The following is a 23608-nucleotide window of genomic DNA, read 5'->3' as shown; positions in this document are numbered from 1 at the left end:
CCGGTCCGGGCCGCGGCGGTGATCCCGCCGCGGCCCGGCCGGCGCCCACGTGGAAGGTGCCCGAAGTGGCCGACCCCATCCTCTCCCTGCGCGGTGTGTCCAAGAGCTTCGGCGCCGTGCAGGTCCTGCACGACGTCGACCTGACCGTGCGCGCCGGCGAGGTCACCGCGCTCGTCGGCGACAACGGCGCGGGAAAGTCCACCCTGGTCAAGTGCGTCGCGGGGATCCACCCGATCGACTCCGGCGAGGTGCTGTTCGAGGGGGCGCCGGTGACCGTCGCCGGCCCGTCGGACGCCGCGAAGCTCGGCATCGAGGTCGTCTACCAGGACCTCGCGCTCGCCGACAACCTCGACATCGTCCAGAACATGTTCCTCGGCCGCGAGCGCGGCCGCTCCTGGATGCTCGACGAGGGCTCGATGGAGCAGGCCGCCCGCGACACCCTCGCGTCGCTCTCGGTCCGCACCGTCACCTCGGTCCGGACCCCGGTCGCGTCGCTGTCCGGCGGGCAGCGCCAGACCGTCGCGATCGCCAAGGCGGTGCTCTGGGACTCGCGCGTCGTGCTGCTCGACGAGCCGACCGCGGCGCTCGGCGTCGCCCAGACCCGCCAGGTGCTCGACCTCGTGCGACGGCTGGCCGAGCAGGGCCTCGGCGTCGTGCTCATCAGCCACAACATGGCCGACGTCTTCGAGGTGTCCGACCGGATCGCCTGCCTCTACCTCGGCCGGATGGTCGCGCAGGTCCCGACCCGCGAGGTCACCCACTCCGACGTCGTCCAGCTCATCACCGCGGGCCGCTCCGGCGAGCTCGGGCTGCCGCGGCCCGAGCAGGCGGTGTCCTGATGGCCCCCCACCCCGACCCGTCCGGCCCGGCCGGCCCGGGAGGAGACACCGTGACCGAACGGACACCCGCGCCCGAGCAGGAGCAGAGCGCGGCCCGCCGGGCGAACCCCGCCAACCGGGCCGCCGACTTCGGCATCGACACCACAGCCCGCACCACCCGCGAGGCGATCACGGCCTACCTGCGCGGGCTGCGCGGCGGCGACCTGGGCTCGCTGCCCGCGCTGCTCGGCCTGGCCGCGCTGTTCGTGCTGTTCAGCGTGCTCGACTCGGGCGGCACGTTCCCGAGTCTGCTCAACCTCGCCAACCTGCTCCAACAGGGCGCCGGTCCGACCATCATCGCGATGGGCCTGGTGTTCGTGCTGCTCACCGGGGAGATCGACCTGGCCGCCGGCACGGCGTCCGGGCTGGCCGCGGCGCTGATGGCGCTGCACCTGATGAGCGACGGCAACGTGCTCGGCGCCACCGGCACCACCGTGTTCGTCCTGCTGGTGGCGGTCATGCTGGCCGGTGCCGTGCTCGCGGCGCTGGTCCGGGTGTGGGCCGGGTCGGTGATCAGCCTGCTCACCGCGGTCGTGCTCGTGATCGGGGTCCCGGCGAACGCGTTCACCGTGATGGGGCTCGCCGTCGGCGTCGGGGTGGTGATCGGCTGCCTCACCGGGTTCCTCGTGGCCCGGATCGGGATGCCGTCGTTCGTCGTGACGCTGGCGTTGTTCATCACGTGGCAGGGGGTGATCCTGCAGCTCATCGGCGACGGCGGCACCATCGCGCTGCGTGACCCCTTGATCAACGCGGTGGCGAACGGCAATCTCTCGGTCACGGCGTCGTGGGTGCTGTTCGTGGTCGTCGCCGGTGGCTACGCGCTGGTCCAGACGGTCCGGCTGCGGACCCGGCTGCGCAGCGGGCTGGTCGCGCCGCCGACGGGCCTGGTCGCGTTGAAGATCGGAGCGGTGGTGGTGCTCGGCGGCCTGGTGACGTTCGCGCTGGTCCAGGACCGTTCGCCGGGCGTCATCGCGATCGCTGGAGTGCCCTACGTCGTCCCGATCGTGCTCGTCCTGCTGGTGCTCGGCACCTGGGTGCTCGACCGGACCCGGTTCGGCCGCCACGTCTACGCCGTCGGCGGCAACCGGGAGGCCGCGCGCCGGGGCCGGCATCGACGTCGCCCGCATCCGGGCGTCGGTGTTCGTCATCTCCACCGCCTTCGCCGCGATCGGCGCGATCGTCTACTCGTCGAAGATCGGGTCGGTGAACCCGGCGGCCGGTGGCGGCAACACCCTGCTGTTCGCGGTCGGCGCCGCGGTCATCGGCGGCACCTCGCTGTTCGGCGGACGCGGCCGGATCAGCAACGCCGTCATCGGCGGCACGGTGCTGGCCACGGTGCAGAACGGTCTCGGTCTGCTCAAGCAGCCCGCCGCCGTCGTGTTCGTGGTGACCGGCCTGGTGCTGCTGCTCGCGGCCGGTGTCGACGTGGCGTCCCGGCGCCGGGCGGCGGCCACCGGCCGGTGACATGACCCAGCCCGGATCGGGGACCCGACCCGACGACGCGCGCCGGCACAACCGGGCCGTCCTGTTGCGTCGGCTGCACGTCGAGGGACCCTGCACCCGCGCGACGCTGGCCGGTGAGCTCGGCCTCAACCGCAGCACGATCAAGGCGGTGGTGGACGGGCTCGCCGAGGCGGGCGTCGTCACCGAGGCCGTCCCGGCCCGGCGCTCGGGGGCCGGGCGGCCGTCGCTGCTGGTGCTGCCCGACCCGCAGGCGGCGGTGGTGCTCGCCGTCGACATACGGGTCGAGCAGGTGGCGCTGGCGATGGTCGGCATCGGCGGCCAGATCCTCGGGCGGCACAGCTGGAACCTGCACCGCACCACCCGGCTGCCCGGCGAGGTGATCACCCACCTCGCCGAGTCCGCCGCCCTGCTCCGCGACGAGCTGGGCGTCGCCGAGCAGGCGGTCGGGGTGTCGGTGCCCGGCGTCGTCCGGCGCTCCGACGGCTTCGTTCACGAGGCACCCAACCTCGGCTGGCGCGACGTCGACCTGGGCACCCGGCTCGCCGCCGTCCTGGCCCGGCCGGTGCAGGTTGCCAACGACGCCGAGGCCGGAGCACTCGCCGAGCACCTGCGCGGGATCGGCCGCGACGTCGCCGACATGGTCTACCTGTCCGCCGACGTCGGCGTGGGCGGCGGCGTCGTGTCCGGCGGGACGCCGCTGCGCGGCACCGGCGGCTATGTCGGCGAGCTCGGGCACCTCATGGTCCGACCGGACGGACGGGAGTGCTTCTGCGGCTCGCACGGATGCTGGGAGACCGAGGTCGGCGAGCCCGCGCTGTGCCGCGCACTGGGGCTGCCCGAGGACACCCCGCGCGGGGTGCTCGTCGCCGAGTTGCGCGACCTGGCCGCGGTACCGGGCCGGGCCGACCGGCCGCTGGCGGACTACGCCGGATGGATGACCGCCGGGCTCGTCACGGTGGTGAACATGCTGGCCCCGGAACTCGTCGTGCTGGGGGACCTGTTCGGGGCGCTGCCGCCGTCGGTCGTCGAACGGGTCGGCTCCGAGCTGCGCCGGCGCAGCCTGGTCAGCCGGGCCACGGGCGGGACCCGGCTCGCGGTGTCCCCGCTCGGCCGCGACGGCGCGCTGGTCGGCGCGGCCGAGATCGCGTTCGAGCCGGTGCTGGCGGCGGTCTGACGCCGTGCCGGGGCCGGTCCGGCACCACGGCCGGCCCGCGGGCTCAGGCCAGGTGGCCGGAGAGCTCCGGCAGCGCGCCGACGGTGAAGGTCGGCGGGGTGAGGTACCCGGGCCAGGTGTCGCCGTGGCGGTCCAGCCAGGCCGTCGCCATCCCGACCCGGGCGGCGCCGTGCAGGTCCCACGGGTGCACCGCGACCATCACCGCCTCGCCCGCGTCGACCTCGCAGGCCCGCAGCGCGTACCGGTAGGACTCCGGGGCCGGCTTCCAGATCCCGGCGTCCTCGACCGACAGCACGGCGTCGAACTGCTCGCGCAGCCCGTGGTCGCCGAGCAACCGCTCGGCCACCGATGCGGCGCCGTTCGACACCGTCACCAGCCGCAGCCCCGCGGCCCGCAGCGCCGCGACCCCGCCGTGCACGTCGTCGCGCACCGGCAGCTCCAGAAATCCGTCGACGACGTGCCGGGCGCCCCGGTCGGGGTCGGCGACCCCGTGCCGGCGCAGCAGCCCGGCCGCGGTCGCCGTCGCCAGCTCGGCGAAGGTCGTCAGCTCCCCGCCCGCGGCCTGCGCCATGCCCTCGCGCAGGGTCGCGGCGAACCACAGGGGCCCGAGCGACTCCGGTGCGCCCAGCGCGGCGAACCGGGCCCCCATCGGTGTCAGGTCCGACAGGGTCTCGTTGACGTCGAACACCACGGTCGTGATCGCCATCCCCCTACCCTGACGGGTGTGAGTGCTCCCCGCACGGTGCTGGTCCTCGGCGGTACGACCGAGGGCCGTGCCGCGGCCGCCGCGCTGGCCGTCCGTGACGACGTCCGGGTCGTGTCGTCGCTGGCCGGGGCCGTGCGCAGCCCGGCCCTGCCCGACGGCGAGGTCCGGATCGGCGGGTTCGGCGGCGCCGACGGGCTGGCCGCGCACCTGCGTGCCGAGCGGGTGGCGGCGGTGCTCGACGCCACCCATCCGTTCGCGTCGACGATGACCGCGAACGCTGCCGCCGCCTGCGCGGGCACCGGGGTGCCGCTGGTCGTGCTGCGCCGGCCGGGCTGGACGCCCGGGCCGGGGGACCGGTGGCACCGGGTCCCCTCGGTCGCCGCCGCGGCGGCCGCGCTGCCCGACCTGCTCCCCGGCCCCGCCGGGCGGGTCCTGCTCACGACCGGCCGCGGGGGACTGGCGCACTTCGCCGATGTCGACGCGGCGTTCTGGATCCGGGCGGTCGACCCGCCCGACGGCCCGCTGCCCGCCCGGCACGAGCTGCTGCTCGACCGGGGCCCGTTCGCCCTCGACGACGAGCGCGCTCTGTTCGACGCCGTCGTCCCGCACGTGCTGGTCACCAAGGACTCCGGCGGCGCGGCGACCGCACCGAAGCTCGCCGCGGCCCGGGAGCGCGGGGTGGCGGTCCTGCTCGTCGACCGGCCGTCGCTGCCCGGTGGGGTCGCGGTGGAGTCCACAGTGGAGGCGGCTCTGGCCCGGCTGCTCGGGGACTGATCACCAGGGGACCGGCTCGCCCGTCCAGTCGACGAAGGTGCCGGTCGGGCCGCCGTCGGGGGCCAGCAGGAGCCGCACCGCGCCGGCGGCGGCCTCGGCCGGGTCCCCGGCGGACGTGGCCGCGCGGGCGTTGAGGTTGGTCGCCCGCAGCCCCGGGGCCAGCGCGTTCACCGCGACCCCGGCGTCGGCGAGCGACTGGGCGTAGGACACGGTGAGCGCGTTCAGGGCCGTCTTCGACGACCGGTAGGCCGCCGCGCCCCCGCCCGAGCGGTGGTCGAACTGCCGGTTCGGGCCGGTGCTCCAGGTCAGCGACCCGGTCCCGCTGGAGACGTTGAGGATCCGTGGATGAGCCGAGCGCCGCAGCGCGGGCAGGAACGCGTTGGTCACCGTGACGACGCCGAACACGTTCACCTCGTAGACCCGGCGCAGGTCCTCGGCGGTCGACTCCGGGGCCGTCGCGAACGAGTCGCTCACCCCGGCGTTGTTCACCAGCAGGTCCACCCGTTCGACGGCGGCGGCCGCCGCCGCGACCGAGGCCGCATCGGTCACCTCCAGCGCGAGCGGCCGGGCGCCCGCACCGAGTGCGGCGACCGCGTCGGCACCGCGGGCGGCGTCGCGCGCTCCGATGTACACGGTGAGTCCCGCGGCCAGCAGTCCGCGGGCGATCTCGAACCCGATCCCGCTGTTCGCGCCGGTGACGACGGCGACGTCGCCCGCACCCGGTCCGGTCGGCTCGGTCATGACGGCCTCCATCTCGATCTCCAACTCCATCTCCAACGATGGCGTTGGAGATGAGTGTACGCCCCTCCGCTACCGTGCGGCCATGGCCTGGGACACCGAGGGGACGCGACGACGGCTGAAGGACGCGGCCACCGCCGAGTTCGCCGAGCGCGGCCGCGAGGGCACGACGATGAGCCGCATCGCCGCCCGGGCCGGGATCAACAAGGAGCGCCTCTACAGCTACTTCGGCGACAAGCAGGCACTCTGGGACCTCGTGCTGGCCGAGCAGCTCGAGCTGCTCGCCGTCGGCGTCCGCGCGACCGGGACAGGCCTCGACGACGTGGGTGAGTTCGCCGGGGCCACGTTCGACCACCACGCCGACCACCCGGTGCTCGCCCGGCTGCTGCAGTGGGAGGGGCTGGACGCCACCGGACACGTCGCCGGGCGCCCGGGGCGCAGCCGGCACTACCGGGAGAAGGTCGAGCGGTTCGCGGCCGCGCAGCACGCCGGGACGATCGACGACGGCCTCGACCCGGCCCATCTGGTGTTCGCGCTGATCGCGCTGGCCGCCTGGTGGCACACGGTGCCCCAGCTCGCCTCGATGGTGACCGGTGCCGAGCCCGGTGACCCGGCCGAGCGGGCCGCGCGCCGTGCCTTCGTCGTGGAGGCCGCCCGGCGCCTCGCCGCGCCGCGGCGGTCCCCGGCCGAGGTGCCCGGCCCGGATCGGGGGTAGCGGCCGGCCCATCGGTCGCGCGTCGTCCGTCGGGGCATCCCGAGCCCGGAGGCTGCCGGAACCCCGGGGAGGCCGGAAAGTGGGCACGCCGCACCCCGGGGCGCACCGGGTCCCGGGGCAGGCCGGGTCTCAGGGCAGGCCGACGAGGATCCCGCCCGGCTCCGGGGCCGCGGCCAGCGCCCCGGCGAGCGCCTCCAGCCCGGTCCGCCGGGTGACCAGCCGGCCCGGGTCGAGACGGCCCTCGGCGACGAGTGCCATCAACTCCGGGTAGTCCGCGGCGGCCATGCCGTGGCTCCCAGTGACCGTCAGCTCGTGCGCGATCATCAGCGGCACCGGCACCACCGGCTCCCGGGCGAGCAGGCCGACCTGCACCAGCGTCCCCTGCCTGCGCAGCGACCGGACGCCGAGGTCCAGGGCGTCCGCCCGGCCCGCGGCCTCCACCGCGAGGCGGGCGCCGCCGTCGCCGACGGCCTCGCGGACCGCGTCCGGGCCGTGGTTGGTGTCCACCGCCGCCACCGCGCCCAGCTCGACCGCCCGGGCCCGGGCCGCGGGCGAGGGGTCCGCGACGACCGACTCGGCGCCCAGCGCCGCCGCGATCAGCACCGCGGCCAGGCCGACCCCGCCCGCGCCGAGCACGAGGACCCGCTCCCCGGCGACCAGCCCGCCGCGCCCGACCAGCGCCCGGTGCGCGGTGGCGATCCGGCAGCCGAGCAGCGCGGCCCCGGCGGCATCGGCGTCGTCGGGGACCGGCACCAGGTTGTGGTCGGCATGGTGCAGCGCGACGAGCTCGGCGAAGGAGCCGTCGTGGGTGAAGCCGGGCTGCTGCTGGTGCGGGCAGACCTGTGCGCGGCCCGCCCGGCAGTCCGGGCACACACCGCAGCCGCAGACGAACGGCGCCGTGACCCGGTCACCGGCCCGGAACCGGGTGACCCCGGTGCCGGTCGCGACCACGCGCCCGACCAGCTCGTGGCCGGGGACGTGGGGGAGCATCACGTCGCCGTCGTGCCCGGCCCAGGCGAAGCGGTCGCTGGCACACAACCCGGTCGCCTCCACCCGCACGACCACCCCGCCCGCGGGCGGCGTGGGGTCCGGCAGGTCGACGACCTCGGGTGGCGCACCGAACGCGGTGATCCGTACTGCTCGCATGGAGGGAATCCTTCCAGGCTCGATATGCTCGCCGTCCGAGGGAAAGAGGTGGTGCGGTGTACGCCGCGATCCTGTTCGACATGGACGGCACCCTGGTGGAGTCCGACGAGGCGGTCGCCCGATCCTGGGCCGCCTGGGCCCGCGAGTACGGCGTCGCCGAGGCGGACCTGGTCCGCGTCGCGCACGGGGTGCCGAGCGACGGCACGATCCGGCTGCTGCGCCCGGACCTCACCGGTGCCGCGCTCGACACTGCCGCGGCCCGCCAGCTCGAGCTGCAGTACGACGACCTCGACGACGTCGTCGCGCTGCCCGGCGCGCACGCGCTGCTCGCCGCCCTCGACGCGGCGCGGATCCCGTGGGCCCGTCGTGACCAGCGCCGACCGGCGGCTCGCCGAGGCCCGCCTGGGCGCCGCCGGGGTCGTCGCACCGGTGCTCGTCGCCCGGGACGACGTGCGGCACGGCAAGCCGGACCCGGAGGGCTACCGTGCCGCGGCGGCCGAGCTCGGGTTGGATCCGGCCACCTGCCTCGTCGTCGAGGACGCACGGGCCGGGCTCGACGCGGGCCGGGCCGCCGGCGCGGCGACCGCGGCGCTGCGGGGACTCGACGGGGACCTGCGACCCTCCGGGCTGCCCGAGCTCACGGCCCTGCTGGGGCTCGCGGACGCGGTCAGACCCGAATCCGCGAGTAGCGCTGGTGTCCGGACTGGGGAGATGGCGATAGGTGCCCGCTGACCTGCGATGATCGTGTTTGCGACGACACGACATTGCGGGTTGAGAGGACACCTATCAGGTGCGAACAGTACGCAAGCGACGCCCGCGGTGTGCGCGGGTGCGTCTCGGCGCGCCGGACGCGGCGCTGACCAGGTTCTCCGGGCTGGCCGCGGTGACCGAACTGATCGACCGGCTCGGGATCATCGACAAGCTCGACGCCGCGGTCGGGCCCATCAAGGACCGCGACCGCGGGTGCAGCGCCGGGCAGATGCTGGTCGGCATGTCGGCGGCGCAGCTGTGCGGGGAGGACTTCCTGGTCGGGCTGGACCGGCACCGCGCCGACACCGCCGGGCAGGCACTCACGCCGGTGCCGGGGTTGGCGTCCACGACCGCCGCCGGGCTCGCGCGCAAGTTCATCGAGGGGCAGTGGGCGGCGGTGGAGACCGGGCTCGGTGACGTGCACACCACCGCGCTGGACCTGCTCGCCCAGGTCGACCCGGACCGGGCCGAGCAGCTGACGGCGGACGTGACGATCGATCTGGACACCACCGATGTCGAGGTTTACGGCCGGCTCAAGCAGGGCGTGGCGTTCAACCACCAAGGCCAGCGGGTCGCCCGCCCGCACGTCGCGACCTGGGCCGACACCGCGGTGGTGCTGGCCGCTGACCTCGGTTCGGGCCGGGATGACCCCCGCGCCACCAGCGCCGAGCTGTTCTACCGGGCGCTGGCCGCGCTCCCCGCGCAGGCGCGGGCGGGGCGAGTCCGCGTGCGTGCGGACGCGGGCTACTTCGCCGGGCAGCTCGCCCGCGCAGCCCTGTTCGTCGGCGTGGAGTTCGCCATCGGCGCCCGACGCATCGCGCCGCTGTGGCGCATCCTCGACGGCGTCGCGGCCGACGGGTGGACCGACGCGATCGACATGACCGGCGCGCAGGTCGCGGTGGCCGACTATTGCCCGAACTGGTGGCCCGCAGCGACCCAGCTGCTGATCCGTCGGGTCCGGCTCGACCTGGACCACGGCCAGGTCTCCGGTGACCCGCGAGCGCGGCGCCGACGCACCCTGCACCCCGCCCAGCGGGCGCTCCCGCTCGACGACCTCGCTACGGTGGCCAAGGTCGACGGGGTGTTCGCCTACTCGTTCATCGTGACCAACCTCGACGTCTCCACACCTGCCGCAGCCGCGCAGGCCGAGTACTGGTACCGCCACCGCACGAAGGTGGAGAACCTGTTCCGCGACACCAAGCACGGCGCCGCGCTGCGCCACCTCCCCTCCGGACACCTCGCGGTGAACCGAGCCTGGATGTGGGGCGCACTCCTGGCCGCCACCACCAGCGGGTGGCTGCACCACCTCACCGCCCGCACCCGCGACGGGCGCCTGGTCGGGCACGGCGTCCGCGGCGGCCAGGCCATGATCGCCACCCTGCGCCGGCGGCTGATCACCATCCCCGCCCGCCTCGTGCGCCACGCCCGCGGCCTCACCCTGCGCCTACCACCCGGCGAGCACCTACTCGCCGAGGTCCTCGCCCGCGTCCGCGCCCTGCCCGCTCCGTCCTGACCCGGCCGCACCGGCCCCGACCAGCACAGGAACCCGCCACCCGAGGCGACACTCGGGCCGCCCGCTTGCCCACCACCCAACTCCCGACCCAAGCAACATCAACTTTGGCCGACCAAGATCAGCTCATGACCTACTCGCGGATTCGGGTCAGACCGGGCGGCTCATGACGGTCAGCCCCGGACCGGGCACGCCGTCGGCGACGAACCCGGTCCGGAGGTAGAACGCGATCGCGCGGGCGTTGTCCGGCTCCACCTTCAGCGACAGCGTGCGCGACCCGTTCTCGCGAGCGACGGCGGTGACCGCGTCGACCAGCGCGTCGGCCACCCCGGTGCCGCGCAGGTCGGTGTGCACCCACATGCCGTACAGCAGGCCGTCGCCGTCGTCACCGGCCCGCCAGCACGCGGTGCCGACCGGGCGGTCGCCGTCGAAGGCGGCGAAGCGGACGTGCTCGGTCAGGACCACCCGCCAGGCGGCCGGTTCGAGGGCGGCCTGCTCGCGGTAGAAGTCGCTGTCCTCACCGAACCCGTCCCGCACCGACGCGAGGCGGGCCACGCGGGCCTGCTCCCAGTCGTCGGGCCCGAATCGCCACACCCGCAGTTGCACGGCGTGACGCTAGCGCGGAACCGGCATCCGTCAGGATGTCGTCAACGAGCCGATGTGATCAGTCGGTCGTCGTGCCGCCGGGGCCGTAGTGCCGGGGGGTGAACACGACGGTCGTGCCGCCGCGCTCGACCGCCCGGGTCGTCGACGAGCCGACGACCACCAGGGTCCGCATGTCCACCTGCTCCGGGTCCAGCTCGCCCAGCGTGGTGACGACGACCCGCTGCCCGGCGCCGCCGACGTCGCGGCCCAGCACCACCGGCGTGTCCGGGGCGCGGTGCTCCAGCAGCACGTCGCGGGCCGCGCCGACCTGCCACGGCCGGGCCTTCGAGCGCGGGTTGTAGATCGCGATCGCCAGGTCGGCCGCGGCCACGGCCCGCAGCCGGTCCGCGACGACGTCCCACGGCTTGAGCCGGTCCGACAGTGAGATCATGGCGTGGTCGTGCCCCAGCGGGGCGCCGACGGCAGCCGCCACGGCCTGCGCCGCGGACATGCCGGGCAGCACCCGGACCGGGACGTCGTGGTACTTCGGCTCCGCGGCCACCTCCAGCACCGCGGTCGCCATCGCGAACACCCCAGGGTCCCCGGCGGAGACGACGGCGACCCGCCTTCCCGAGGCGGCGAGGTCCAGCGCGTGCGCGGCCCGCTCGGACTCGACCTTGTTGTCCGAGGCGTGCCGGGCCTGACGCGGGTTCGGCGGCACCCGGTCCAGGTAGGGGCGGTAGCCGACGAGGTCGTCCACCTCGGACAGCGCGCGGGCGACCTGCGGGGTCAGCCAGTCCCGCCCGGCGGGCCCGGTCCCGACGACGACGACCTCGCCCGGCCCGCGCACCGACCGCTCCTCGGCCGCCGCGCCCCCGGGCTCCGCGACGGATGCGACGGCCTCCTCGGGCACCGATGCGGCGACCTCGCCGGGCACCAGGGTGATCGCGAAGTAGGGCACGTCGGAGGGATCCACGTCGGACAGCGCCCCGGTCCGCTGCCCCTCCATCGTCGCCCGCTCGACGTAGCGGGCCCGGTCGAGCACGCCGGCGTCGGCCATCGCCCCGCGGACCGCGGTGAAGGTGCGCCCGAGCTTCATCACCGCCGCCGAGTCGGTCCCCGCGAGCCGCCGGGCCAGCTCCTCACGGGGCAGCGTGCCCGGGAGCACGGTGAGCACCTCGTTGCGCTCCACCAGCGGCTGCCCGATCGCCGCGGCCGCACCGCTGATCGAGGTGACGCCCGGCACGACCTCGGTGGGATAGCGCCCCGCCAGGCGCTTGTGCATGTGCATGTAGGAGCCGTAGAACAGCGGGTCGCCCTCGGCGAGCAGCACGACGTCGCGGCCCGCGTCGAGGTGCGCGGCGAGCCGGGCGGCGGCCTCGGCGTAGAACGCGTCGATCGCGCCCTGGTAGCCGCCGGGGTGGTCGGTGGCCTCGGTGGTGACCGGGTAGACCAGGGCCTCCTCGATCGCGGTGCCCGACAGGTGCGGCTCGGCGATCCGGCGCGCGATGGAGCGGCCGTGCCGCGCGGAGTGGTAGGCGATGACGTCGGCGTCGCGGACGAGCCGGGCGGCCTTGATGGTCGTCAGCTCGGGGTCGCCCGGACCGAGGCCGACGCCGTAGAGGGTGCCCGTCACGCCGTGCTGCTGCGCGTCACTCGCAGGCTCGTTCACGCTGTGTTGCTGCGCGTCACTCGCAGGCTCGTTCACGCTGTGTTGCTGCGCGTTCACGCGATGATCTCCTGTTCGTGGGCCAGCGCGTTCAGCGCCGCCGCGGTGATCGCCGACCCGCCACGACGGCCGTGGACGACGAGGTGCTCCAGGTCGGTCCGCTCGGACAGGGCCACCTTGGACTCGGCGGCACCGATGAACCCCACCGGGATGCCGATGATCGCGGCCGGGCGGGGTGCGTCGCCCCGGTCGATGAGGTCCAGTACGTGGAACAGCGCGGTCGGGGCGTTCCCGATCGCGACCACCGCGCCCTCGAAGCGGTCGGCGAGCAGCTCCAGGGCGGCCGCGGACCGGGTGTTGCCGATCCGGCGCGCGTGGTCGGGGACCCGGGCGTCGCGCAGCAGGCAGAGCACCTCGTTGTCCGCGGGGAGCCGGGCGGCGGTCACCCCGGAGGCGACCATCATCGCGTCGCACAGGATCGGGGCACCGGCCCGCAGCGCGGAGCGGGCGGCCGCGACGACGCCGTCGGAGGCGGCGATGTCGTCGACGAGGTCGACCTGACCGCAGGCGTGGATCATGCGGACGGCGATGTCGTCGACACCGGGCGGGAGCCCGGAGAGATCGGTCTCCGCGCGGATCGTCGCGAACGAGCGGCGGTAGATCTCGTTGCCGTCGGTGATGTAGTCGTACCCGCTCAGCGGAGCTCCTCGGTCGTGATCGTGCGTCCGTCGATGACGTAGGTGTCCGGCCCGGTGGCGACCGCGTCGCGGTGCGCCGTGTGCGGGGCGCCGCAGCGCCGGCCACAGCCGACGACGTGCACCGCGTCGGGCACCGCGCCCGCTCGCGGCCCGCCCCGCGCGATCAGCACGAGCGCGTGGGCGCGGACGTCGGCCAGGGACTTCGCGCAGCCCGGAGCGCCCGCGCAGGCGCTGACCCGCACCGCCGGGTGGCCGGGGTCGACGACGAGCCCCGCCGCCGCCAGCCGGGCCTCGGCACCGGGTGCGGGGGTGGGCAGGACCAGGGTGCGCCACGGGGTGACCAGCAGCTGCGGGGCCGACTCGGCCAGCAGGTCCAGCTGCCCGGCCGACAGCTCCCCGAGCACCGGCGCGACCCCCAGCGCGCCGCCACCCAGCGCTCCGACGAGCACCGGGCCGGGACCCCCGGGCGTGCTGTCGTCGAGCCCCGGACCGGGGGAGGACACCGACCGGTGTCCGCGCAGCCGGGACGCCACCCCGGTCGCGGCGCCGGGCAGCTCCACGGCGCGCCAGGCCCGCGCGGCCGGGTCGGCGGCGTGCGCGGCCCGCAGGTCGAGGAACGCCGCGACCGCGTCGAGCAGCAGCGCGGGCGCCTCGGCGGGGGAGCAGCACAGGCCGGTCGGGACGCCCGCCACGAGGAGTTCGCCCTCCTCGGGACCCCGCGCCCGCCAGCACAGGTCGGCACGCTCGGCGGCGACGTCGCCGCGGCCGTCGTCGAGGGCGAACAGGAACCGGCCGGGCAGCGCCGACAGCGCGGGGCGCGCGCACAGGCCGCGGTCGAGCGCGGTGGCCAGACCCCGGACGTCGGCGAGACCCCCGGCGAGCCCCGAGAGCGGGGAGGCCAGCACGTTGCGGACCCGCTCGTGGGTGGTCGACGGCAGCATCCCGGCCATGGTCAGCCGCTCCACCGGGCGCGGGTCGGCCGGGTCGAGGCCGCGCAGCTGCAGGTTCCCGCGCGAGGTCAGGTGGACGGCGCCGTCCCCGGCCTCGCGGGCCAGGGCCGCGACCGCCCGCAGCGCCGCCGCGGTGACCGTCCCGCCCGGCAGCCGGATCCGCGCCAGCGACCCGTCCGCGGCCGCGTGCGGCGAGACGACGCCGGGACAGGCGTCGGTGCGGGTACGGGTGGTCGGCGACGGCACGCCGGACACTGTAGGCATCCGAGACCGCCGAAGGGACCTGCCGGGGCGGCGGTCACACCTCGTCAGGTGTTCAGATCACGGCAGGTACCGGCGAGCCCCGGAGTACGTCGCGTCGAACCGCACCGGGGTCACCCGGACCGGGGTGGCCGCGTCGAACGCCTCGATCATCGTCCCGCCGCCGGCGTACATCGCGACGTGCGTCGCGGGGGAGTTCCAGAACAGCAGGTCACCGGGCCGCAGGTCGGCGGGGTCGCCGACCTGCCGTCCACCGCGGGACTGGTCGGAGGCGTCGCGCCCGACGGTGATCCCGTGCAGCGCGTAGGCCAGCCCGGTGAGGCCCGAGCAGTCCGGGCCGAACCCGGAGCGCCCGCCCCAGAGGTACGGGCGGTCCAGGAACAGCCGCGCGGTCGCGACCAGCCCCTCCCCGGTCGGAGAGAGCGGCGCCCCCTGCCGGAGCGTCTCCGCCGCCGTCCATGCCTGGTCGCCGCCGGGCAGCGCGACCCGGACCGCGTCGCCCGCCTCGCCGACGACCGGCAGCCGGGTACCGACGCTGACCTCGCGCAGCCGCTCGGTGCCGGCCGGGTCGCGGTACAGCCAGGTCGTCGCGACGCCGTCGACGGTGCCGGCGGGCGCCCCCGCGGCCAGCGCGCCGAACGCGGGGTCGTCGACGAGCTGGGCCTCGGGGACCCAGCCGGGGTAGCCACGGTGGTCCTTGCCCGACGGCTGGCCGGGCACGACGACCTGCGCCCAGCCGTCGCGACGCGCGGTCACGGTGACCGGGGCGCCGAGCAGCACCTGGGTCTGGGTGCGCGAGGCGGTGGTGAGCTCGCGGCGGTCCTCGCTGCTCATCGACCCCAGCCACCCGGCCGGGTCGGCCGGGGTGGCGACGGCGGCCCGGTCCCGCGGGCGCGGACTGTCCGGTGAGGTCCACACCGTCGCGACCGACACGGCGACGAACGTCCGCCCCGGTCCCTCGGCGGCCGCGGGGACGGCGGCCGCGGGCAGGACGGCGCAACCGAGCACCGCGGCGAACAGGACGGACAGGACACGGGGCACGGCCGGGACTCTCGACGGCGGGAGGCGTCGGGGCAAGCACCCACACCGCCGGGTCACCACGACGAGTGGGGTGGCCCCGCCCACCGTTCACGACCCGCCTCGCAGGTCGTCGCCGGGTACCGGGAGGTGGAACGCGCGGCCCGAACGCCGTCAGCCTCTTGTCAGGTCCCCCCGCTGCTCTTAGTGTATGCGTATGCATCTCACTGAAGCGGACCTGCGGCGCATCGGGTCGCCCGTCACCGTGGCGAAGGCGCCGGCCGTCGTCGACAGCGCGGACCTGCGCGACCCGGCCGTGGTCGCCACCGTCTCGGAGATGCTGCGCACCATCTCCGCCGGCAGGATGGACGCGGTGCTGCGCTACGCCCGGGAGCTCGACGGGTTCACCGGCACCGACCTGCTCGTCGGCCCCGCCGAGCTGGCCCGTGCCGGGGACGAGCTGCCCGCGGACCTGCGCGAGGCGCTCGAGGCGGGCGCGGACCGGACCCGCCGGTTCGCGCGGATGCAGCGGGACCGGCTGCAGGACTTCGAGGCCGAGGTCCTGCCCGGGGTGGTGTGCGGTCAGCGTCTGATCCCGGTCGGGAACGTCGGCGCCTACCTCCCGGCGGGTCGGTTCCCGCTGCTGGCCGGCGCGTTCATGACGGTCGGGGTGGCCGGGGTGGCCGGCGTGCCGAACATCGTCGCGGCGACGCCGCCCTCGCGCGACGGACGCCCGCACCCGGCGGTGCTCTACGCGGCGCACGTCAGCGGTGCCGACGCGGTGTACGCCGTCGGCGGGGTGCAGGCACTCGCCGCCATGGCGTTCGGGCTGCTCGACGGGACGCCCTCGGACATGATCGTCGGCGCCGGCAACGCCTACGTGGCCGAGGCCAAGCGCCAGCTCTACGGACAGGTGGGCATCGACGTGCTCGCCGGGCCGTCGGAGGTCGCGGTGATCGCCGACGACACCGCCGACGCCGCGACCGTCGCCGCGGACCTGCTGGCCCAGGCCGAGCACGGGCCGACCTCGCCCGCGTCGCTGGCCACCACCTCCGAGCGGCTGGCCGAGGAGGTCCCGCGGGAGATCGAGAAGCAGCTCGCGGGCCTGGCCACCGCGGAGATCGCCGGCGCGGCCTGGCGCGACCACGGCACGGTCTACCTGGCACCCGACCGCGAGACCGTCGCCCGGGTCATGGACACCCTCGCTCCCGAGCACCTCGAGGTGATCGCCGAGGACCTCGACTGGTGGCTGGGGCGGCTGCGCAACTACGGCTCGTTGTTCCTCGGCCCGCACTCGACGGTGGCCTACGCCGACAAGGGCATGTCCGGCACCAATCACGTGCTGCCGACGACCCGGGGCGCGCGCTACACCGGCGGGCTGTCGGTGGCCGGTTTCCTCAAGCAGCTGACCTACCAGCGGGCCACGCGGGAGGCGACCCGGGCCCAGGCCGAGCCGACCGTGACCGTGTCCGACTTCGAGCAGCTCGTCGGACACCGTGACAGCGCCCGCATCCGACTCGACGCGCTCAGGAGCTGAACGCGCAGGCGTATGTATACACGGGGCGCGGTCGGCGGCCGCGGCGCACGCCTGCCGGTGGTCGCAGTGGGGCTCGCCGTCGTCCTGCTGCTCGCGGGGTGCGGCGCCGGGTCGCGGACCCCCGCCGCCACCGCCACGCTCGTCCCGTGTGACTTCCCGCCGCCACCGTCGTCGGTGGACGTCAACGTCCTGGCCTACAACTCCTCGGCCATCGACCCGTTCACCAACTCGATGGTGCGCAGCTGCTCCAAGGACGGGGTGACCCTGCACCACGAGCCGGTCGACTACGCGGGCCAGTCGCAGAAGACGACGGCCACCCTGGCCGGGCGCTACGGCACCTACGACATCCTCGAGACCTACGGATTCGTCGTCCCGCAGCAGGCCTCGACCGGCAAGCTGCACCCGCTCGACGACCTGATGGCCCGCTACGGCGCGGAGCTCGGTCTGGACCGGCTCAACCCCGAGATGCGCGAGGCGCTGTCCTACGACGGGAAGCTCTACGGCATCCCGATGCAGGCCCAGACCTTCGTCATGGCCTACCGCCGCGACGTGTTCGACCGCCTCGGCATCACCCCGCCGCGGACCTTCGCCGAGCTGCGCCAGGCCGCCGACCGCATCCAGCGCGAGGGCGGGATCCGCTACCCGCTGGCCCTGCCGCTGCTGGCGAGCTCGGCGTCGCGACCGCCTACGACGCGGCGCTGGGCTCGTTGGGCACCGACTACGTCGACCGTGACACCGGCCGCCCGAGCTTCGACACCCCGCAGGCCGCGCAGGCCTTCACCGAGCTTCGGTCGCTGCTGCCGTTCATGGACCCGCAGGTGACGACGTTCGCCCAGCCCGCGGTGCAGCAGCAGATGTACAACGGCTCGGCCGCGATCGCGATCATGTTCAGCGGCCGCATGCTGGATCTCACCGACCCCGCCAACATCCGGTTCGCGACCGACTTCGGGTTCGCCGCGCCGCCGTCGGTCGCCGGTGGGGACGTCCTCTACAACGCCCTGTCGGTGGACGGCTGGGCCATCCCGGAGAACACCGAGGTGGACAAGGACCTGCTGTTCCGGCTGGTCGCCGCCTCGGTGGGCGAGGAGGCGTCCCGGGCCGCGGTGCCGGCGGCCTTCCCGGCCCGCGAGGGCAGCGTGACGCCGGCGAGCAGCCCGTTCGCGCCGGCGCAGCTGACGGCGCTGGGGAAGGCCCCGCCGCCGGAGCCGTTCCCGTGGACCTCACGGATCAGCAACGAGACCCGCCCGGTCGTCGCGGACGTGCTGGCCGGCCGGACGACGATCCCCGACGGTCAGCGGCAGATGCAGGAGATCGCGACCGCGATCGTCGCCGAGTACCGACGCTGAAGTTCTGGCACCGCCCCCTTTCCCACCACCCACGAGAGCGAGGTGAGGCGATCATGCGCAGGCGCGAGTTCCTGGGGCTGGTCTCCCCGAGCCTGCTGGTGATGCTCGGCCTGCTGCTGTTCCCGCTCTACAAGACGGTGGAGTGGAGCCTGCAGCGGGTCAACTACGGCGAACCCGGCACCTTCCTCGGCCTGGACAACTACGCCCAGGCCCTGTCCGACCCCCGGCTCGGGCGGGCCGTGCTGTTCACCGTCGGCCTGACCGTCGCGGTCGTCGCCGTCCTGCTGGTCGGGGGCTACCTGCTCGCCGTCCTGGTCAACGGGCTCGGCCGGTCCCGCCCCTGGGTCCTCGGCGTGCTGCTGGTCTCCTACGTCGTGCCCAACGTCGTCGGCGCCACGATGTTCTCCTGGCTGTTCGACTCCAACTTCGGCGGCGTCGTCGACTACCTGATCACCGAACTCACCGGGGCCGAGATCCTCTGGTTCACCGAGCCGTGGGCGAACCGGGTCATGATCGGGCTCAACACGGTCTGGTTCATGCTGCCGTTCGCCATGCTGGTGATCCTCGCCGGGCTGCAGGGCGTGCCGGGGGAGATCGTCGAGGCCGCCCGGATCGACGGCGCGACCGGCTGGCGGGTGCACTGGCACGTGATCGTGCCGAGCATCCGGGGCGTCCTCACCTTCGTCTCGATCATCTCGATCATGGACGTCCTGCGGACGTTCGACCAGCTCGTCCCGCTCTCGCCGCAGGCACCGCAGATCGGCAACGAGTCGATCATGCTCTACATCTACAACATCGCCTTCCAGGACGGCGGCCAGCAGCTGGGGCTCGGCAGCGCGATCAACGTGCTGCTCATCGTCCTGATCGTGCTGCTGCTCTCCCCGTTCATCCGGGACATGGCCAAGGAGGCCCGCCAGTGACCAGCGTGCAGACCACCCCGCCGGCCACCACCGCCCCCGGCCCGTCCGACGATGCCGGCCCCGCCCGGGCCCGCCGCCGCCCGCGGGGGAGGACCGTGCTGGTCGGCGGCCTGCTGCTGGTGGTGTGCTGGGTGATGCTGAGCCCGGTGCTGTGGACGGCCATGTCGGTCACCAAACCCACCGACGTCGCCTTCCTCGACCCGCCGGTGTTCACCTGGACCCCGACGTTCACCGCGTTCGTCGACCTGTGGCAGACCACCGAGTTCTACCGGTACCTGCTCAACACCCTGGTCGTCGCGCTGATCAGCACGGTGATCGCGCTGCTCATCGGCATCCCCGCCGCCTACGCGCTGTCGCGCTACCCGGGCTGGGTGTCGGTGGCCCTGCTCATCACGGCGCTGATCTTCCGTGCGTTGCCCCGCTTCGCGGTCGTGCTGCCGATGTACGAGCTGTCGCGCTCGCTGGGGATCTACGACACGACCTTCGCCGTCGCCGCCGCGCTCGTGGCGATCAACCAGCCGTTCTCGATCTGGCTGCTGCGCAACTTCTTCGCCGAGATCCCCAAGGAGCTCGACGAGGCCGCGATGCTCGACGGCTGCAGCCGCTTCCAGATCCTCTGGCGGGTCATGGTGCCGCTGATGGGCCCCGGGATCCTGACCGCGGGGATCTTCATGTTCCTGTTCGCGTTCCAGGAGTACCTGACGGCGAACGTGCTCACCGACGTCGTCGCCCGCACCGTCCCGGTCTTCATCGCCACCCAGCTCGGGCAGACCCTGCCGATGCTCCAGCAGGCGGGCGCCGCCGCGATCCTGCTGACGCTGCCGGTGATCGGGTTCGCCTTCGTCGCCCAGCGCTACCTCGTCGCCGGTCTGGGCGCGGGCTCGGTCAAGGGCTGAGCGGTGCCCGCCGTCCCGTCGTCGCCGCCGCTGGTCCTGCTGCCGGGCATGAACTGCTCGGCCCGGCTGTGGGGCCCGGCGGGGGCCGGGGCGCTGCACCCGGTCCTCGACCGGCCGACCCTCGACGAGCAGGTCGAGGCGTTGCTCGACGCGCTGCCCGGCCGGTTCGCCCTCGGCGGGCTCAGCCTGGGCGGGATCGTCGCGATGGCACTGACCCGGCGGGCCCCCGAGCGGGTCGCCGGGCTGTGCCTGATGGCGACCAACGCCCGCCCGCCCACCCCCGAACAGCGCGCCGGCTGGGAGGTGGCGCTCACCCGGCTCGACGACGGCGCCCCCGCCCGGGCCCTGCAGCCGCTGGAGCTGCTGCTGCACGACCGGTCGCTCGACGCCACCGCCCTCCAGATGGCCGACGAGACGGGGGAGCGGCGCCTCGCGGCCCAGCTGCGGCTGCAGGGCACCCGCGTCGACGAGCGCCCGGCCCTGCCCGCCGTCGCGGTGCCGACCCTGGTGCTGGCCGGTGGGCAGGACCGGCTGTGTCCGGTCGAGCGGCACACCGAGATCGCAGAGCTGGTGCCGGACGCCCGGCTGCACGTGCTGCCGGGCGTCGGTCACCTGCTCCCGGTCGAGACCCAGGACGCGGTGGCGGCACTGCTGGGGGAGTGGCTGTCCGAGGTGCACGGGCGCTCCGCCCGCTGATCGCTCGCGTGTGTGATCCGGAGCCCGCGCGGTGATCCCGCGTTCGCGTGCTGATCAGACGCCCGCGCGGTGATCCGACGCTCGCGCGGTGATCGGCTTCTCGCGCATGTCGGTACGCGCGCGACGACCGGCTCTGCGCGCGTACCGCGGATCACCGAGCGGCCGTCGGCACGTGAGGGAGCCGACGCGCCCGGGGCAGGGGGACGCGCCGAGGCCCGGCTCGGGGGTGTTGCGCGCCGGGCCGGCCGCACGATCGCCGCGAGCGAGGGTTCCGGTGCCACGGACGGCACCGGAACCCTCACTCGCGGCGATCATGGTCGGAGCCGGTCCTGCCGGCGGCGACGCTCAGCCCATCGCCGCGGCCAGCTCCCGGAACGACGCCATCATCACCGCGGTCAGGTTGTAGACCACTAGCTGCGCCCCGCCGTCGAACGACGCCGCGGCCGCGTCCGCCGAACCCGCGAGGTCGGCCCGCGCGGCGCCGCGGAGCGCCGGGTCGGCGCGCACCGCCTCCAGCAGCTGCGCAACGGACGGGTCGGTGTCGGTGCGGGACGCGCCCAGGTCCGCGACGCCGACGAGCCAGCCGTCGATCCCGTCCACCCCGACGATGTCCCCGGCCCGGGCGAGGGCGCCGGGTGACTCGAGCATCGCCACGACCAGGACGTCCTGCGCCGCCGCCCGGTGCTGCGCCGCGGTGACCTCGCCGAACCGGCCCGCCCGCGGGTACGTCGCGAACCCGCGGGTCCCGTGCGGTGGGTACCGCAGCGCGCGCACCAGCGCCGCGGCCTGCTCCGCGTCCTCGACGTGCGGGGCGACGATCCCGCGGGCGCCCTGGTCGAGCGCGCGCTGGGCCAGGTGGTGCTCGCCCTCCCCGGGCCGGACCAGCACCGGGAGCCCGTGCGCGTCGGCGAACGCGATGTGGGTGCGCAGCGACGACACGTCGGCCGGGCCGTGCTCGCAGTCGATCAGGACGAAGTCCAGACCGGCGACGGCGAGCATCTCCACGATCTCCTCGCACGGCATCCGCACCAGGGCCCCGGCGAGCCGCTCCCCGGCGGCGACCCGCGCCCTCACGCGATCATCCCGGCCGACAGGTCGACGTCGGCGCCCGACAGCCCCGGCATGGCGAGCATCGCGACGACGGCCGCGCCCACCTCGTCGGTGGTGATCATGCGGCCGAGCGCGGCCCGCCCGACGAACGCCGCGCGCGCCGCGGCGACGTCGGTGCCGGTCCGCCGCGCCTCGAGGGCGAAGTTCCGGTCCATCCGGTCCCCCTCGACCGGTCCGGGCGACAGGGCGTTGACCCGCACTCCGGCCGGGCCGGCCTCGAACGCGAGCGTCGAGGTCAGTCCCAGCACCGCGGTCTTCGACGCGCAGTAGGACGTGCGCCGGGCGAGCGGCCGCTTCCCCGACACCGAGGCCACGTTGACCACGTCGCCGTCGCCGCGCTCCAGCATCGGCGGCAGGAACGCCCGGCACACCAGGTAGGTGCCGCGCACGTTGACCGCGAACACCTCGTCCCACTCCTGCGGGCTCACCTCGACCAGCGGGGCGACCGGACCGGCGATCCCGGCGTTGTTGACGACGATAGAGACCTCCTCGTCGGCGAGCCGGGCCGCCAGGTCCGCGACGGAGTCCGGGTCGGCGACGTCGCACGTCTCGGCCCGGGCGGCGGGCCCGATCCGGGCCGCGGTCGCGGCGAGGGCGTCGGCGCGCCGTCCGGCGAGCACGACCCGGGCGCCGGCGCGGGCCAGGTGCGACGCGATCGCCGCACCCAGCCCGCTGCCGCCGCCGGTCACCAGCGCGGTGCGCCCCGTGACCGCCGCGTTCACGACCCCGCCACCGTGCTCCCGGCCGGGGCGACCGCGTCCAGCCAGCCGAACCGGTCGCCACCGTGCCGCCAGGCCCGCAGGTCCCCGGAGCGGGCGTGCCCCTCGAACAGCTCCACCCGCGACGCCCGCCCGCACACCCGGCCCAGTTCCGCGCTCGCCGCCGGGTCGTGGACCTCCTGGTAGGTGCAGGTCTTGAGGTACTTCCCGACCCACAGCCCGCCGGTGTAGCGGGCCGCGCCCAGGGTGGGCAGGACGTGGTTGGTGCCGATGACCTTGTCGCCGTAGGAGACGCAGGTGTTCTCGCCGAGGAACAGCGCGCCGTAGTTCCGCATCCGGTCCAGCGCCTCGCGCGGCCGGGCGGTGAACACCTGGACGTGCTCGGCGGCGAGGTCGTCGGCGACGCGCCACATCTCGTCGGCGTCGTCGCAGACCACGATCCGGCCGTGGTCGCGCCACGCGGGCCCGGCCAGGTCGTTCGTGGGCAGCCCCGGCAGCAGCCGGTCGACCAGGTCGAGCACCGCCCGTCCCAGCGCGGCGGAGGTGGTGACGAGCACGGCGGGGGAGTCCGGGCCGTGCTCGGCCTGCGACAGCAGGTCGACGGCGACGGTGAGCGGGTCGGCGGTGTCGTCGGCGACGACCAGGATCTCGGTCGGCCCGGCGAACAGGTCGATGCCGACCTCGCCGAACAGCTGCCGCTTGGCCTCGGCGACGTAGGCGTTGCCCGGCCCGGCCAGCATGTCGACCGGGGAGACCGAGTCGGTGCCCAGCGCCATCGCCGCGACCGCCTGGACCCCGCCCAGGACGTGGATCTCGTCGGCGCCGGCCAGGTGCATCGCCGCGACCGTCGCCGCCGGGACCTCGCCACGGATCGGCGGCGTGCAGGCGACCACGTGCGGCACGCCCGCGGCCTTCGCGGTCACGATCGTCATGTGCGCCGACGCCGTCAGCGGGTACCGCCCGCCCGGCACGTACGCACCCGCCGAGCCGACCGGGACGTGCCGGTGCCCGAGGACCACCCCCGGCAGGGTCTCGACCTCGACGTCGTGCAGGGACTCCCGCTGGACCCGGGCGAAGTTCCGGACCTGGTCCTGCACGAACCGGATGTCGTCGACCACCTGCTGCGGCAGCGACGCGACCAGCTCGTCGACCCGCTCGGGGGTCAGGCGCTCCGGGGCGCGGCCGTCGAACCGGTCCGCGTACTCCCGTACTGCCGCGTCGCCGCGCGTGCGCACGTCGTCGACGATCGCCCGGACCCGCTCGGCGACGCCCGCGTCGCTGCGGCGCGGGGCCGTCCCCGTCGCACTCTTCAGTTCCTGCGCCATACCGCCCTCTCTTGGTAGCATACG

At 75.0% G+C, this 23608-nt stretch carries 23 protein-coding genes and 2 pseudogenes; 14 read left to right on the top strand and 11 right to left on the bottom strand.

The features are described 5' to 3' along the window. Nucleotides 1-65: 65 nt before the first annotated feature. The 3 genes and pseudogenes from XF36_RS14820 to XF36_RS14810 all read left to right on the top strand — a co-directional run bounded on the left by XF36_RS14820 (nt 66) and on the right by XF36_RS14810 (nt 3516). Nucleotides 66-839 (top strand): ATP-binding cassette domain-containing protein, encoded by a 774-nt coding sequence (locus XF36_RS14820; RefSeq protein ID WP_020626774.1) that lies wholly within the window; start codon nt 66-68, stop codon nt 837-839. Beyond that, nucleotides 839-2342 (top strand): annotated as a pseudogene (locus XF36_RS14815) (sugar ABC transporter permease). Before XF36_RS14820 ends, XF36_RS14815 begins: the two are co-directional and overlap by 1 nt. Nucleotide 2343: 1 nt before the next feature. After that, the gene (locus tag XF36_RS14810) at nt 2344-3516 is read left to right on the top strand and encodes an ROK family protein (RefSeq protein WP_060714712.1); all 1173 of its coding nucleotides are present in this window, start codon (nt 2344-2346) and stop codon (nt 3514-3516) included. A gap of 43 nt (nt 3517-3559) precedes the next feature. Here the strand turns inward: XF36_RS14810 and XF36_RS14805 are convergent, their stop codons facing one another. Beyond that, on the bottom strand, nt 3560-4222 hold the full coding sequence (locus tag XF36_RS14805; protein ID WP_060714711.1) for a haloacid dehalogenase type II: 663 nt from the start codon (nt 4220-4222) through the stop codon (nt 3560-3562). 18 nt (nt 4223-4240) lie between these two features. On the opposite strand from XF36_RS14805, the gene XF36_RS14800 reads away from it, so the two are divergent. Then, nucleotides 4241-4996: a cobalt-precorrin-6A reductase gene (locus tag XF36_RS14800; protein ID WP_064485432.1), complete on the top strand. Its 756-nt coding sequence runs from the start codon at nt 4241-4243 to the stop codon at nt 4994-4996. Here the strand turns inward: XF36_RS14800 and XF36_RS14795 are convergent, their stop codons facing one another. Next, nucleotides 4997-5767, bottom strand: a complete 771-nt coding sequence (locus XF36_RS14795) for an SDR family NAD(P)-dependent oxidoreductase (protein ID WP_238588884.1) — start codon at nt 5765-5767, stop codon at nt 4997-4999. It abuts the gene before it with no gap. 52 nt (nt 5768-5819) lie between these two features. Here XF36_RS14795 and XF36_RS14790 point away from each other — a divergent pair, with 52 nt between their 5' ends. Further along, nucleotides 5820-6449, top strand: coding sequence for a TetR family transcriptional regulator (locus tag XF36_RS14790; protein WP_060712439.1), 630 nt, complete (start codon nt 5820-5822; stop codon nt 6447-6449). 129 nt (nt 6450-6578) lie between these two features. Here XF36_RS14790 and XF36_RS14785 read toward each other — a convergent pair whose 3' ends face one another. Next, nucleotides 6579-7595, bottom strand: a complete 1017-nt coding sequence (locus tag XF36_RS14785; RefSeq protein WP_060712438.1) for an alcohol dehydrogenase catalytic domain-containing protein — start codon at nt 7593-7595, stop codon at nt 6579-6581. Between the two features lie 80 nt (nt 7596-7675). Here XF36_RS14785 and XF36_RS35635 point away from each other — a divergent pair. From XF36_RS35635 to XF36_RS14775, 3 genes and pseudogenes are all read left to right on the top strand, one after another. Further along, nucleotides 7676-7894 (top strand): annotated as a pseudogene (locus tag XF36_RS35635) (haloacid dehalogenase); the annotation flags it as partial. 67 nt (nt 7895-7961) lie between these two features. Continuing rightward, nucleotides 7962-8327 carry an HAD-IA family hydrolase gene (locus tag XF36_RS34865; RefSeq protein ID WP_202968402.1) on the top strand — a complete coding sequence of 122 codons (366 nt, stop codon included), beginning with the start codon at nt 7962-7964 and terminating at the stop codon, nt 8325-8327. 97 nt (nt 8328-8424) lie between these two features. Further along, complete coding sequence (locus XF36_RS14775) at nt 8425-9858, top strand: IS1380 family transposase (RefSeq protein WP_060710862.1); 1434 nt, start codon at nt 8425-8427, stop codon at nt 9856-9858. Nucleotides 9859-10005: 147 nt separating this feature from the next. Here XF36_RS14775 and XF36_RS14770 read toward each other — a convergent pair whose 3' ends face one another. From XF36_RS14770 to XF36_RS14750, 5 genes are all read right to left on the bottom strand, one after another. Next, nucleotides 10006-10461: a GNAT family N-acetyltransferase gene (locus XF36_RS14770; protein ID WP_060712437.1), complete on the bottom strand. Its 456-nt coding sequence runs from the start codon at nt 10459-10461 to the stop codon at nt 10006-10008. Nucleotides 10462-10519: 58 nt separating this feature from the next. Further along, nucleotides 10520-12076: a precorrin-2 C(20)-methyltransferase gene (locus tag XF36_RS14765; RefSeq protein WP_060712436.1), complete on the bottom strand. Its 1557-nt coding sequence runs from the start codon at nt 12074-12076 to the stop codon at nt 10520-10522. A gap of 89 nt (nt 12077-12165) precedes the next feature. Then, on the bottom strand, nt 12166-12807 hold the full coding sequence (locus XF36_RS14760) for a precorrin-8X methylmutase (RefSeq protein WP_060714708.1): 642 nt from the start codon (nt 12805-12807) through the stop codon (nt 12166-12168). Next, nucleotides 12804-14003: a hypothetical protein gene (locus XF36_RS14755; RefSeq protein ID WP_060714707.1), complete on the bottom strand. Its 1200-nt coding sequence runs from the start codon at nt 14001-14003 to the stop codon at nt 12804-12806. The genes XF36_RS14760 and XF36_RS14755 overlap by 4 nt, the downstream gene beginning before the upstream one ends. A 75-nt stretch (nt 14004-14078) precedes the next feature. After that, nucleotides 14079-15059 carry a C40 family peptidase gene (locus tag XF36_RS14750; protein WP_060712435.1) on the bottom strand — a complete coding sequence of 327 codons (981 nt, stop codon included), beginning with the start codon at nt 15057-15059 and terminating at the stop codon, nt 14079-14081. A gap of 193 nt (nt 15060-15252) precedes the next feature. Between XF36_RS14750 and hisD (XF36_RS14745) the strand changes: the two genes are divergently transcribed. The 6 genes from hisD (XF36_RS14745) to XF36_RS14725 are packed head-to-tail and all read left to right on the top strand — an operon-like array spanning nt 15253 to nt 20430. Continuing rightward, entirely contained in the window at nt 15253-16572 is a 1320-nt protein-coding gene (hisD, locus tag XF36_RS14745; RefSeq protein WP_060712434.1) for a histidinol dehydrogenase, read from the top strand. 12 nt (nt 16573-16584) lie between these two features. Further along, complete coding sequence (locus tag XF36_RS34860) at nt 16585-17394, top strand: ABC transporter substrate-binding protein (protein WP_060712433.1); 810 nt, start codon at nt 16585-16587, stop codon at nt 17392-17394. Further along, a complete protein-coding gene (locus tag XF36_RS34855) occupies nt 17280-17918 on the top strand; it encodes an extracellular solute-binding protein (RefSeq protein ID WP_145981369.1) in 639 nt (212 codons plus the stop codon). The genes XF36_RS34860 and XF36_RS34855 overlap by 115 nt, the downstream gene beginning before the upstream one ends. 53 nt (nt 17919-17971) lie before the next feature. Next, complete coding sequence (locus XF36_RS14735; protein ID WP_060712432.1) at nt 17972-18838, top strand: carbohydrate ABC transporter permease; 867 nt, start codon at nt 17972-17974, stop codon at nt 18836-18838. Continuing rightward, nucleotides 18835-19734, top strand: a complete 900-nt coding sequence (locus XF36_RS14730) for a carbohydrate ABC transporter permease (protein ID WP_060712431.1) — start codon at nt 18835-18837, stop codon at nt 19732-19734. Before XF36_RS14735 ends, XF36_RS14730 begins: the two co-directional genes overlap by 4 nt. 3 nt (nt 19735-19737) lie before the next feature. After that, nucleotides 19738-20430, top strand: coding sequence for an alpha/beta fold hydrolase (locus tag XF36_RS14725; RefSeq protein ID WP_060712430.1), 693 nt, complete (start codon nt 19738-19740; stop codon nt 20428-20430). A gap of 345 nt (nt 20431-20775) precedes the next feature. Here the strand turns inward: XF36_RS14725 and XF36_RS14720 are convergent, their stop codons facing one another. The 3 genes from XF36_RS14720 to hisD (XF36_RS14710) are packed head-to-tail and all read right to left on the bottom strand — an operon-like array spanning nt 20776 to nt 23584. After that, nucleotides 20776-21504: an HpcH/HpaI aldolase family protein gene (locus XF36_RS14720; protein ID WP_060712429.1), complete on the bottom strand. Its 729-nt coding sequence runs from the start codon at nt 21502-21504 to the stop codon at nt 20776-20778. Beyond that, nucleotides 21501-22262 carry an SDR family NAD(P)-dependent oxidoreductase gene (locus XF36_RS14715; RefSeq protein WP_060712428.1) on the bottom strand — a complete coding sequence of 254 codons (762 nt, stop codon included), beginning with the start codon at nt 22260-22262 and terminating at the stop codon, nt 21501-21503. Before XF36_RS14715 ends, XF36_RS14720 begins: the two co-directional genes overlap by 4 nt. Further along, nucleotides 22259-23584 (bottom strand): histidinol dehydrogenase, encoded by a 1326-nt coding sequence (hisD, locus tag XF36_RS14710; RefSeq protein ID WP_060712427.1) that lies wholly within the window; start codon nt 23582-23584, stop codon nt 22259-22261. Before hisD (XF36_RS14710) ends, XF36_RS14715 begins: the two co-directional genes overlap by 4 nt. Between the last annotated feature and the right edge of the window lie 24 nt (nt 23585-23608).

It is taken from the genome of Pseudonocardia sp. HH130629-09 (genome assembly GCF_001294645.1).
In the GTDB taxonomy this organism is placed as follows: domain Bacteria; phylum Actinomycetota; class Actinomycetes; order Mycobacteriales; family Pseudonocardiaceae; genus Pseudonocardia.
The sequence above is the reverse complement of the archived record's forward strand: the minus strand, read 5'-3'. Positions and strand labels throughout refer to the sequence as shown.

Bases quoted from the DNA above. Each gene is read 5' to 3' on its own strand.
- XF36_RS14805 (WP_060714711.1), bottom strand. From the start codon at position 4,222: ATGGCGATCACGACCGTGGTGTTCGACGTCAACGAGACCCTGTCGGAC.
- XF36_RS14735 (WP_060712432.1), top strand. From the start codon at position 17,972: ATGCGCAGGCGCGAGTTCCTGGGGCTGGTCTCCCCGAGCCTGCTGGTG.
- hisD (WP_060712427.1), bottom strand. From the start codon at position 23,584: ATGGCGCAGGAACTGAAGAGTGCGACGGGGACGGCCCCGCGCCGCAGC.
- XF36_RS14790 (WP_060712439.1), top strand. From the start codon at position 5,820: ATGGCCTGGGACACCGAGGGGACGCGACGACGGCTGAAGGACGCGGCC.
- XF36_RS14810 (WP_060714712.1), top strand. From the start codon at position 2,344: ATGACCCAGCCCGGATCGGGGACCCGACCCGACGACGCGCGCCGGCAC.
- hisD (WP_060712434.1), top strand. From the start codon at position 15,253: ATGCATCTCACTGAAGCGGACCTGCGGCGCATCGGGTCGCCCGTCACC.
- XF36_RS34860 (WP_060712433.1), top strand. From the start codon at position 16,585: ATGTATACACGGGGCGCGGTCGGCGGCCGCGGCGCACGCCTGCCGGTG.
- XF36_RS14785 (WP_060712438.1), bottom strand. From the start codon at position 7,595: ATGCGAGCAGTACGGATCACCGCGTTCGGTGCGCCACCCGAGGTCGTC.
- XF36_RS14795 (WP_238588884.1), bottom strand. From the start codon at position 5,767: ATGGAGTTGGAGATCGAGATGGAGGCCGTCATGACCGAGCCGACCGGA.